This is a genomic window from Paraglaciecola sp. 2405UD69-4, assembly GCF_047525415.1.
Taxonomy (GTDB): domain Bacteria; phylum Pseudomonadota; class Gammaproteobacteria; order Enterobacterales; family Alteromonadaceae; genus Paraglaciecola.
In genome coordinates this window covers 776,951-788,447 of record NZ_JBLIXM010000002.1, presented here as the reverse complement: position 1 = coordinate 788,447, position 11,497 = coordinate 776,951, and the positions used below count along the sequence as shown (strand labels likewise).

The window sequence follows — 11,497 nt, the reverse complement described above, 5'->3', positions numbered from 1 at the left end:
TCTATGTAAAGTTGGAGTTAAAAATGGCATTAATAGACTGCCCAAGTTGCAGTAAAAAGATTTCTGACAAAGCGCAAACATGTCAGCATTGTGGATTTACACTTGGCGATGCGAGTGCTGAAGATTTAGCCCGTAAAAAGAACTTAAACAAATATTTGAAAGGCCAACGCATTCAAACTCAGTCAATGATTGCCATGTTATTATTTGTCGCAGGTTTTGGTTTCATGTATTGGGGAGGCGCTGTACCAGGAGAGTTACAGCATACAGCGGCAATGGGAGTCACTGTTATAGGGTTTGTTTGGTACATTGTAAATCGTGTTCGTTTAGTTTTTCTTAAAAGGGCAGATTAGTATGGACAGTGCAATGCTATTACAAAACATGTCTGAGCCAGTTTATCAAAAGTTGTTGCAGTGCGTGGAAACTGGCAAGTGGCTAGATGGTGCGCCATTAACTGAACAGCAAAAAGAAGTAAGTATGCAGGCTGTAATGATGTATCAGGCAAAGGTCCTAAAATCAGAACAGCATATGACAGTTGGCGCAGACGGTGAAATTGTACACAAAAGTCGTGAGTCGTTTAAACAAGAGTTCAATCAAAAGGCTGATCAGAGTCAAACAATAGCACGGTTTAAACAGGATGATATTTAAGAAATTTTTTCAAGCTAAACATCTAAGTCCCGATCCAAACGTTAGAATAAAAGCCATCGAAAATCTTGATAGCAAAATATCTGAACAAAAGTCGATTTTACATGAGTTAGCCTTTAATGATGCAGATACTAAAGTTAGTTTAGCAGCCCTTCAAAGGCTAGATAGTTTTGTGTTGTGGTACAAAATGTCTGAGATTGCTAAAAACGAGCTAGTGAAACGTAAGTCGATTCAGCTAGTCGAAACAGTTTTGCTGTCTGACACAGACACTAGCTTAACAAGCACTGAAAGACGTAATTTTATTCTTGAGGTAAAAGACAGTAGCTTAATTAACAAACTACTTATGCAACCTTGGGTGCAGCAAGACACTAAGCTTGCTATTAGTTTGTTAGATAAAATTGATAAGCCTTTACTTAGAGATAAATTACTTACTAATACTCAGAATGAAGAATTGCAGATTGCTATATTAGACTCCTTACATGATGAGACGAGTAATCGTAAATTACTCAATAAGTTTATTAAAAAAGCTTCCACGAATACCGTTATCGAGAAAGCTGAAAACCTATTATCTAGCTGGATTAAACTTGAGAAAATTCCCTTAGAAGTTGAGAAACAGGTAACAATGTTACTGTCTCGTTTATTGACGTTAAAAGACAACCAAAACTTAGAGTATACCGAGAAGCTGCAAGAAGAGTTGAACAGCGAATACAGTGAGTTAGCAGAAAGCTTTAGCCACTTAGATGAAACTAAACGGGGCGAGATCCAGCAAAAGTATTTAGATATAACGAATAAGGTTAATAGAAATATAGAATTGTTGAGGCCTATTTGGGTGGCTCAACAAGCAGAGCTCGCGCTGCAGAAGTCCATAGAAACCGTCACAAATAGTGTTGAAAGTTATGTAGCAGAGGTGAAGGCTGAGCTTGATTCTAGACTAGCTGAAATCAGTCTTGATGAGCTGGATGCTTTTAAAGGTAAGTTGACGCTATTGGGTACTGAACTTATTCAACTCATTAGCCAAGCACCTGCCAGCGAAAGAGGATTGCATCAACACCTAGAGCAGCTTAACAACACAGTTAATAAATATGTACATACGCTGTCTCATTTACCTGAATTACAACAACAAATAGCATCGGCTCAGCAGTTAGTTGAAAAATTAGAAGCCCAAGCTCTTCCTGAAAGTGCAAATCAACTAGATGAGGCTCAAGCTTATCTTAATGAGCTTAGTCAAAACTGGCGCTCTTTAACTGCACAATCTACTGAGTTATTCCCAAGTGAACTGGTAGGCCGCTGGCATAAAGTAAACAAACTTTGGAACAAAACCATAGCTGAATTTCGAAAGGAACTTAATGCAGACTTAACTCGTTGTAGAAACAAAATCAAAGCTGTTGATAGCCTAGTACGTCAAGGTAAGTTTAAAGCGGCAATGGGGCTGTACCAAAAGGTACAAGCTTGGTTTGGTAACTTAAATGAGAAGCAACAAGGGCAACTCCAAAAAGCTTTTACAAATGTACAAGAGCAAATTGAAAACTTGAAGGATTGGCAAGATTATATCGCGGCTCCAAGAAAGCCTATTCTTCTAAAGGAGGCCGAAAGCCTGATCGCGCAACCACTTCAGGTTGACGCTCAGTCTGCAGCAATTAAACGATTGAGAAGCCAATGGAATAGTTTGGGGAAAACGCTCTCTGAATCGGATCAAGCTCTTAATGATGCCTTTGATAAAGCTTTAGAGGCAGCTTTTGTTCCTTGTCGTGAATTTTATGACAAGCAGCAAAAAGAGCGAGAGAATAATTATCAGTTAAAACAGCAGGTGCTTGACACCTTACGAAACTTACCTGGCGAAGACGCCATGACTGTTACCGAATTATCTAAGGTATTGCGCACGCAACAACAAGTGTGGAGAGATATCGGGGAAGTGGATTATAAGGTGCGAAATGATTTATATGATGAATTTCGAACATTAATTACCCCCCTAAAACAGAAAGTTAACGCTTTTTATAGTGATAATGCTCAGAAGAAACAGATGTTGGTAGACAAGGCAAAGTCATTGCTTGAGCTTGACTCAATTCATGAAGGGATTGAGCAAGCAAAAGTATTACAAGCTAAGTGGAAAGATATTGGGCACGCAGGTCGTAAAGCAGAAGCGCAGTTATGGCAAGGGTTTCGAGACGCGAATGATAGACTGTTTTCTAAAAATGCAGAGTTAATACAGTTACAAAGGTCTGAAGTAAAGGCACAACTTGAAGACTTGCAGCAGCAGGTTTTTGTGCTGGAGTCACGCTTAAACGCTGCTACAAATAAAAGTGAGTTAAAAGCGTCTTTAGACGGTATTTCAGATATTCAAAGCGCACTTAGTGAGTTGGCAACTGGCCCTCGTAGAAAACTGGAAAATCAAGTTAACAATTTGATTTCTAAACAAAAATCTCGCTTGTATGATTTTTCAAATATAGAAAAAAATCAAGAGTATGTGCAGCTATTTGATGTGCTAAGAGATTGGCAAGAAGGCGCAAACTTACCTGAAATAGGGGAGCTTCGTAAAAAGTGGCAGTCTGGGTTCACCGATAGCTCGTCAAGCATAGATCGTGAAAAGCTCACTTTAAAAATGGAAGTACTTGCAGATAAACCATCTCCAGACTCTGAACAAGCTAAACGTAAGCAGATCCAAATGGAGTTAATGGCTCAAAAGCTTCAATCTGGTGAGCATTTAGAGTTAAACACTTTGCTAGTTGATTGGATTAAAGGTGGCGAGTTGAGCCTAGCTGATAAGCCATTGTTGGAGCGCGTTGAAAGAGTGTTTGTATCTTAATGACAACTTTAATTAGGCTAAATAAGTTTATCAGTGACTCTGGGTACTGCTCTCGTCGAGAAGCAGATAAATTGATAGAGCAGCAAAGAGTTAAGATAAATGGGCATACCCCTGAGTTAGGAACTAAAGTAGCTCAAGGGGATGTAGTGACTGTTGACGGAAGCACTATAAATGCTAGTGCTAAAGATAAGACAGATAGAATATATATTGCTTACCATAAGCCTGTTGGGATCACTTGTACTACTGAGCGCCATGTGAAAGGAAATATCATTGATGCAGTAGGGCACAAGCAAAGGATATTTCCCATTGGCCGATTAGATAAGCCCTCTGAAGGGCTTATTTTTTTGACCAGTGACGGCGATATAGTGAATAAAATTTTAAGGGCTGAAAATGCCCATGACAAAGAATACATAGTGACGGTCAACCGGCCTCTCACTGAACACTTTATTCATAAAATGTCCCAAGGGGTTCCCATTTTAAACACAGTGACTAAGCCCTGTGTTGTTACTATGCAAAGTAAGATGGTTTTTAAAATAGTGTTAACCCAAGGGCTTAATCGCCAAATTCGTAGAATGTGCGAGTATTTAGGGTATGAAGTAACTAAACTCAAACGTAGCCGAATTATGTCTGTACGCTTAGCTGGCTTAAAACCCGGACAGTGGCGTGATTTGACCCATGATGAAATGGCAGAAATTAATTTGGCAGTGGCTAAGTCTAGTAAAACAGCAAGTTAATAGTTTTTATTAAGCTAGGGACTTTAATAGCAAACGTAGGCTATTGGCTTGCATTTCGTTAAACCTTTGAGTGTTTGAAAGTGCATTTATTATGTGAATTGTATCTTGGATCTCACTTGCTTTAAGGTTTTCTGAGAACCCCATAGACCACTTACCAAAGTCTCTTTGCATCGCATGCTCAGAGAATATTAAGCGAACATTTGTGTGCCTGTCATCTTTGCATATTTTTTCAAATACCTTTTCAACTTGCTTTTGGCCGCCTTCGAGTATTTGAATGAAATGCTCAGGTAAATGTAGCAAGAGTCCTGTGATATCTTTACTTTTATTATTTACCCTGGACGACGACAGTATATTTTCTATATCACTTTTTTCTATTGAGTTAGTTTTGTCACTCAAGTACACAAGTTGGAACATTTATTTCACGCACTCATTATTTGCATTAAGTTAGGCTAACTATTTTGGACTCTAAAGCCAATTCGTTTTTAAGCCTATAAATTGTATGTATAACATAACAAGCTCAGAACAATGCTCGAATAGCAAAGTGATATTGGCAGACCAAATTTAATGAAGTGCTTGAATTTATAATTACTCGCACTAAACACTAATAAGTTAGTTTGATACCCATAAGGTGAGATAAAACTCGCACTTGCAGCAAAGGCTACTGCTAATGCAAATGGCATAAGTGGAACACCAAGGGTTTCAACCAAACCATATGCTAATGGGAACATAAGGGCAGCTGCTGCGTTGTTCGTGACTAATTCTGTCAAGCATAGTGTCATTAAGTATATGCCTACAAGTGCCCATATGGGGCTCACAGAGAGTGCCCATGGTGCAACAGAGTTCATAATTGTACTAATTAGACCTGACTTTTCTAGCGCTGTAGCTAGGCTTAACGCCCCTAAAATTACGACTATTAGATTTAGAGGGATGTTGCGTTTTATCTCATTACTTGAGGTAACACGGCTGACAACTAGGGTGGATATAAAGAACATTAACCCAGTAGCCAAGTTTAAAATTGATGTGGCTGCAAGTAACACAGTTAATAAAAAACCGCCTAGGGTTATCCATTCTTGGCGTTTCGATAGTTTAGTAGGAACCCGTTTCTCAGAAAGAATGAAAAAGTTCTTTGTTAAGTTATGTCTTTGCATAAAATCAGGACCGGTGGCCAATAAGAGGAAGTCACCAGCTTGGAGTTTTATTTCCCCTAATTTTCCTGATAGTGATTCACCGTCGCGCCTTATTGCAACAACAGCAGCATCAAACAATGCTCTAAAGCCTAAGGCTTTTATTGTTTGCCCAATAATTTGAGCTCGGTTTGAAATGATAACTTCAGTTAAGTTATCTCTAAGTAAACCGTCAGATTCGGCAAACAGCTCAAGCCCTTTGATATGACTTAGATTATCGACTTTTTGAATATTTCCAGAAAAGATTAATTTATCATGGGGTTGAATAACTAAGTCTGGAGTGACTGGTGTAATCAGCTTGCCTCCACGAGCGACCTCTATTAAAAACAGCTCAGGTAAATTTCTGAGGTGATTTTCTTCCACTGTTTTTCCGACTAACTCTGAATCTACAGATACATCGGCTTCGATTGAATAGCTATTGTACTCATTAGTTTTGTTACTTATCTCTGGTAAGAATGGTGTGAGTAAAAACATTAAAAAGCCACAACTTACTCCTGCAACAAGGCCATATAAAGTAAAGTCCCAGAAGGCGAAACCTGGATGTCCGTTTTCGATTAGAAAGCTATTAACGATTAAATTGGTAGATGTACCGATTAGAGTGACAGTTCCCCCGAGAATTGCAGAGTAGGAGAGGGGGATCAGCAACCGGGATGCATGATGGTATTGATTTTGTTTAACAGGGCCGATTAAGCTAGCCACAATTGCCGTGTTATTAAGCAGGGCTGATGATGTAAACGTTAAGCCAAATAAACGCCAAAAACTGCCATTAAAACTAGCGGTGACTAAGGTCCTGCCAAGCCGCTTAATGATTGAGGTTTTATCTACAGCTGAGCTTACTAGTAATAACAAAATTAAGGTAATTAAACCTTGATTTGTCAGGTTGTGAATTACATCTCCTATTACTAGCTGTTGGCTAGCAATAAGAGACAATAAAGAACTGGCAAAAATAAGAGATGGGCGCAAGTTAGTTGTAACGAGCGCCAATATCGTACCGGCAAAAATTGCTAATACCAAGTACTGGTTAATATCCATATTGTCTTATCTTGCTATTTATAGTTTGCTGATATCAGTAGAATTCCAATGAGGGAAGTGCTTTCTGACTAATTGATTAAACTCTAATTCGAACTCAGAGAATTGGCTCTTATTCGTTTCTTCAGCAGTATCGATTATCATACCAGCGCCAACGGTACCATTGGTTAATCTATCTATGATGATAAATGCACCTGTGGCTCTATTGCGCGTATAAGGGTCACATGCAACAGCTTGGGTTAATTTTATAGTACCCACTGCTATTTCGTTTAATGCAAGTCTAGTTGCGTCTTTATGCTCCATAGAGTTTACATCAATTTGATAATCTACATTCACAACGCTACCAGGTACAAACTTAGTGGCAAACTTAAAACCATATTGCTTGTTAGGCATCATTGGCTCTTCATCCATCCATACTAAATTTGTCGTATAAGTGTTGCTATGTAGAGGCAAATTATCACTTTTAACAATCATATCGCCACGAGAAATATCTATTTCGTCTTCAAGTGTGATAGTGGTAGTTAATGGTGCATAAGCGACTTCTTGTTCGCCTTCAAAGTTTACAAGGCTTTTCACTTTTGAGGTTTTACCAGAAGGCAGTGCAGTTATTTCATCACCAGGCTTAATTTGGCCTGATACTACTGTACCTGCAAACCCTCGGAAGTTTAGATTTGGACGATTAACGTATTGTACTGGGAAGCGAAAATCTTCAGCGTTAACGTCGTCATTAATCTCTACGTTTTCTAACATAGTCATTAACGTTTCACCTTTATACCAAGGTGTGTTTTCGCTAGGGTTTACTACGTTATCGCCATCTAGGGCTGATAAAGGAATAAATTGAATATCAGGAATATCCAACTCTTTAGCAAACTCTAAGTAGTCTTTTTTGATTTCTTCGTAAACTGCTTCACTGTAATCCTTAAGGTCCATTTTATTCACAGCAACAATGACATGTTTAATACCAAGTAAAGATGCTAAGAATGAGTGACGACGAGTTTGAGTTTTTACACCGCCTCGAGCATCAATTAGGATTATCGCTACATCACACGTTGACGCACCAGTAACCATGTTACGGGTATACTGCTCATGTCCTGGGGTGTCAGCAATGATGAATTTACGTTTGTCAGTGGAGAAGTAACGATAGGCAACATCAATTGTTATACCTTGTTCACGCTCAGATTGAAGCCCATCAACTAAAAGTGCTAAATCTACTTTTTCACCAGTAGTTCCCACTTTTTTACTGTCTTTAGTAATAGCGGCTAATTGGTCTTCAAAGATCATTTTTGAGTCGTGTAACAAGCGGCCAATTAAGGTACTTTTACCATCGTCTACACTACCGCAGGTTAAAAAACGCAGCATGTCTTTCTTTTCGTGTTGTTCTAGATATCCCAAGATATCTGATTTTAATAAAGTATTTTCGCTATTCATAATTAGCAACTCACTAAGAAATAAGGGTTTAAAACGGAATCTTTCTGATTGTATTTAAGGGGGGCCGCATTTGCTTTTAATGCATCCTTAGAGTCTTCAATAATGGTGACTTTCCCTCCGGCTGCTTCAACCACAGCTTGGGCTGCGCCAGTATCCCATTCAGACGTTGGTCCTAAACGAGGATACAAATGTGCTGCTCCTTCGGCCACTAAGCAAAGCTTTAAAGAACTCCCCATAGCGACTAGTTCTGTTTCTCCGTCTAAAGAGTCAAGCAAGGCTTTTATCTCTGGACTTTGATGAGAGCGACTACCTACGATTTTCCAGGTCTCGCCGTTTTCTCTTACTTTAGGGCTAATGGCTGTTTGCACACCCGAAGTGATTTTATAAGCACCTTGTCCGGCAACACCCACGTATGTTTGTTCTAGAACGGGTGCATAAACAACACCAAAAATAGGAACGCCATTTTCTATCAAAGCAATATTGACAGTGAACTCCCCATTCTTTTTTATAAACTCTTTAGTGCCATCTAATGGGTCTACTAACCAATAGCTAGACCATTGCTTGCGTTCTTCCCAAGCTATATTAGCTGACTCTTCAGATAAAATAGGTAAGTCTGACGCGCTAGTTAAGCCATCAACTATACAATTATGTGCAGCAAGATCAGCTTCGGTTAATGGACTTTCATCTGATTTTTCGTATATCGCAAAATCTTTTTCATAAATTTCCATAATTTTATCACCCGCTTTATGGGTGATTGCAATTATGGTTTTAACGAGTTTGTCATCTAACATTATCCGATAATTCCTTTTTCAGTAAGTAACTCAAAAAGCTGCTCGGCAGACTCTTCAGCACTTTGCCCTGTATAGGTTAGCGTTATTTCAGGAGATTCAGGCGCTTCATAAGGAGAATCTATACCTGTAAAATCTTTGATTTCACCTTGCCTGGCTTTTTGGTAAAGACCTTTGGGATCACGCTTTTCACACACTTCGATAGGGGTATTGATGAATACCTCTATAAATTCATTCTCTTCTAGTAAGTTACGACAAAAGTCCCGTTCACTTTTAAATGGAGAAATAAAAGCAGTCAGTACGATAACGCCAGCATCTACAAAGAGTTTTGCTACTTCGCCCACTCGGCGAATATTCTCAACCCTGTCTTTGTCACTAAAAGTAAGATCACCACATAACCCATGACGAACATTATCACCGTCTAATAGATAGGTATGTTTGTTGTGTTCAGCTAATTTTTTTTCTAATAAGTTAGCAATAGTCGACTTACCAGAACCACTTAAACCTGTTAACCATAATACACAAGGCTTTTGACCTTTTGATGAAGCTCGGCGCGCCTTGTCAACATCATGCTGATGCCAAACAATATTGGTTGCCATTAAAAGTATCCTTCCATCTTTTTCTTTTCCATCGAACCAGATGAATCATGGTCTATCACTCGGCCTTGTCTTTCAGATGTTTTGGTTAACAACATCTCTTGAATAACTTCAGGGAGCGTTGCTGCAGTAGATTCCACAGCTCCAGTAAGAGGGTAACAACCTAATGTTCTAAACCTTACTGACTTCATTTCAGGAGTCTCGCCTTCTTCTAATGGCATACGATCGTCATCGACCATAATCAAGACGCCATCTCTTTCAACTACTGGACGAGGTTTGGCCAAATAAAGTGATGGAATTTCGATATTTTCCATATAGATATATTGCCAGATGTCTAGTTCTGTCCAGTTTGACATAGGGAATACACGAATGCTTTCTCCCTTATTTACTTGAGAGTTGTAAACATTCCATAATTCAGGACGTTGGTTTTTAGGATCCCATCTATGATTGTCATCTCTAAAAGAATATACACGCTCTTTGGCTCGAGACTTTTCTTCATCTCGTCTTGCTCCACCAAATGCTGCATCAAATTTATAGTGATCTAGAGCCTGTTTTAACGCGGCTGTTTTCATAATATCTGTATGCTTAGCACTTCCATGGCTAAATGGACCTACATTCATTTTTAACCCGTCTGGGTTTATGTGTACTAGAAGGTTTAAATCATGTTTTTCAGCCATTTCGTCACGAAAGGCGATCATTTCATGGAATTTCCAGGTTGTATCAACATGTAGTAAAGGAAAAGGAATTTTTCCTGGAGCAAATGCTTTTCTTGCTAAATGTAATAGTACTGACGAGTCCTTCCCGACCGAATATAACATCACAGGATTATCAAATTCTGCTGCTACTTCTCGGAAAATATGAATGCTTTCCGCTTCAAGTTGTTTTAAATGTGTCACAGTAGGTATCGTGGTTGACATAGATTTCTCACGCTAATGTTTTGAGGGTTTATATTAAATAATTCTATATTTAGAACAATATCAAAAAAAACTATAAAATTATATTTATTACTGAAAAAAACAGGTAATCATTGGGGAAAGTATCAAGGGCTCACGAGTATAACGCATCCATTCTGGCTGATGCCCATTTGAATGACTCTTGAAAGGTTAAAGCTGCGTCATCGTAATCGATTTTTATGTCTGTACAGAATTGTTTTATATTTTGCCATTCTGCGTTTTCGTACAATTCACATAGTTTCAGGAAGTCGGCATGTTTTCCAACACGGTTTATAATTGCCTCTTTCAATTCATTTGAAATAGGTAACTTATCTAATAGCTCCTGTAAATCGCCGTCAACCATAGCGTCTATTAAAGACAAAAGGCCCATTAAGAATGCAGAAGATTGAGAGCTCTTAGGTAAAATTCTTAGCACCATGAGCTCACAAAACCTAGCTCTAACCAGTGCCATGACCGTTAGTTCTTTTGGTTTTTCCTGTGAAAACTGTGCACTAAATAGTAATGATATAAACCTTTGTAGTTCTTGCATTCCAAGCACCACTACAGCTTGTTTTATACTTTCAATTGTAATGCTGCGTTTAAATATAGGGGATTGCGCGTAACGTAGTAGTTTATAGGATAAATTTGCATCGCCTTCGAATATAGACGTAATGACGTTAAGGTCTGGCTCTGTTTTGTTGCATTCTGACATCAAGTTCACAACAGACAACTGAGTTGGATTAAATGCCACTGTTTTAACAACTTCTGGCTTGCTGAAAAAGTACCCTTGAAAGTATTCGCAGCCTATTTGAATCGCGTGTTGATATTGCGTATGGGTTTCAATTTTCTCAGCTAACAGCTTAATTTGCGGGTAACCTTTTACCAGTGAAACTATTTGCGCAAACTGCGCTTCAGAGGTCAATGAATAATCAATTTTAATTATGTCAACATATGGGAAAAAATGCAGCCATACAGCTTGATGTTCATAGTCATCTAAGGCGATTTTGTACCCTTGCTTTTTTAAGTGGATACAAGCTGCCAGTAATTTTTTTCCTGGTTTAGCGGTTTCTAAAATTTCTACAACAACCTGCTCTTTAGGAAGTAAAAGTGGGTAGCCTCTCAATAACGTTTCTTGTGTAAAGTTGATAAATGCTAATGATCCATCGGTTAAATCGTTTAGCCCTAAGTTAAATTCTAAGCCGTCAATGAGCTTGGCTGTGGCTTCATCATCATTTATTTCGGGAAATACGTTATCTACTCCATCTCTAAATAAAAGTTCATAGGCATAAAGTGCTTTTGACTTGTTTAATATTGGTTGACGTGCAACATAAAAGTTCACGAAATATTCCTCTATTCGTTGT

11 protein-coding genes are annotated in these 11,497 nt (G+C 38.6%); 4 read left to right on the top strand and 7 right to left on the bottom strand.

The genetic code is table 11. The features are described from left to right. Positions 1–23: 23 nt before the first annotated feature. The 4 genes from ACMUMK_RS09875 to rluF are packed head-to-tail and all read left to right on the top strand — an operon-like array spanning position 24 to position 4,179. Positions 24–350: a hypothetical protein gene (locus ACMUMK_RS09875; RefSeq protein ID WP_414700954.1), complete on the top strand. Its 327-nt coding sequence runs from the start codon at positions 24–26 to the stop codon at positions 348–350. Between the two features lies 1 nt (position 351). Further along, the gene (locus tag ACMUMK_RS09870; protein WP_414700953.1) at positions 352–645 is read left to right on the top strand and encodes a YeaC family protein; all 294 of its coding nucleotides are present in this window, start codon (positions 352–354) and stop codon (positions 643–645) included. Beyond that, a complete protein-coding gene (locus ACMUMK_RS09865; RefSeq protein ID WP_414700952.1) occupies positions 635–3,445 on the top strand; it encodes a DUF349 domain-containing protein in 2,811 nt (936 codons plus the stop codon). The genes ACMUMK_RS09870 and ACMUMK_RS09865 overlap by 11 nt, the downstream gene beginning before the upstream one ends. Then, positions 3,445–4,179 (top strand): 23S rRNA pseudouridine(2604) synthase RluF, encoded by a 735-nt coding sequence (gene rluF / locus ACMUMK_RS09860; protein ID WP_414700951.1) that lies wholly within the window; start codon positions 3,445–3,447, stop codon positions 4,177–4,179. Before ACMUMK_RS09865 ends, rluF begins: the two co-directional genes overlap by 1 nt. A gap of 9 nt (positions 4,180–4,188) precedes the next feature. Here rluF and ACMUMK_RS09855 read toward each other — a convergent pair whose 3' ends face one another. The 7 genes from ACMUMK_RS09855 to ACMUMK_RS09825 all read right to left on the bottom strand — a co-directional run bounded on the left by ACMUMK_RS09855 (position 4,189) and on the right by ACMUMK_RS09825 (position 11,475). Beyond that, positions 4,189–4,593 (bottom strand): BLUF domain-containing protein, encoded by a 405-nt coding sequence (locus ACMUMK_RS09855; protein WP_414700950.1) that lies wholly within the window; start codon positions 4,591–4,593, stop codon positions 4,189–4,191. Between the two features lie 74 nt (positions 4,594–4,667). After that, the gene (locus ACMUMK_RS09850) at positions 4,668–6,395 is read right to left on the bottom strand and encodes an SLC13 family permease (RefSeq protein ID WP_414700949.1); all 1,728 of its coding nucleotides are present in this window, start codon (positions 6,393–6,395) and stop codon (positions 4,668–4,670) included. An 18-nt stretch (positions 6,396–6,413) separates the two neighbouring features. Next, entirely contained in the window at positions 6,414–7,820 is a 1,407-nt protein-coding gene (gene cysN / locus ACMUMK_RS09845; protein WP_414700948.1) for a sulfate adenylyltransferase subunit CysN, read from the bottom strand. Between the two features lie 2 nt (positions 7,821–7,822). After that, positions 7,823–8,611 carry a 3'(2'),5'-bisphosphate nucleotidase CysQ gene (gene cysQ, locus ACMUMK_RS09840; protein ID WP_414700947.1) on the bottom strand — a complete coding sequence of 263 codons (789 nt, stop codon included), beginning with the start codon at positions 8,609–8,611 and terminating at the stop codon, positions 7,823–7,825. Then, the gene (gene cysC / locus ACMUMK_RS09835; protein WP_414700946.1) at positions 8,611–9,207 is read right to left on the bottom strand and encodes an adenylyl-sulfate kinase; all 597 of its coding nucleotides are present in this window, start codon (positions 9,205–9,207) and stop codon (positions 8,611–8,613) included. Before cysC ends, cysQ begins: the two co-directional genes overlap by 1 nt. Continuing rightward, a complete protein-coding gene (gene cysD / locus ACMUMK_RS09830; protein WP_414700945.1) occupies positions 9,207–10,121 on the bottom strand; it encodes a sulfate adenylyltransferase subunit CysD in 915 nt (304 codons plus the stop codon). The genes cysC and cysD overlap by 1 nt, the downstream gene beginning before the upstream one ends. Positions 10,122–10,251: 130 nt before the next feature. After that, positions 10,252–11,475: an EAL and HDOD domain-containing protein gene (locus ACMUMK_RS09825; RefSeq protein WP_414700944.1), complete on the bottom strand. Its 1,224-nt coding sequence runs from the start codon at positions 11,473–11,475 to the stop codon at positions 10,252–10,254. Positions 11,476–11,497 lie beyond the last annotated feature (22 nt).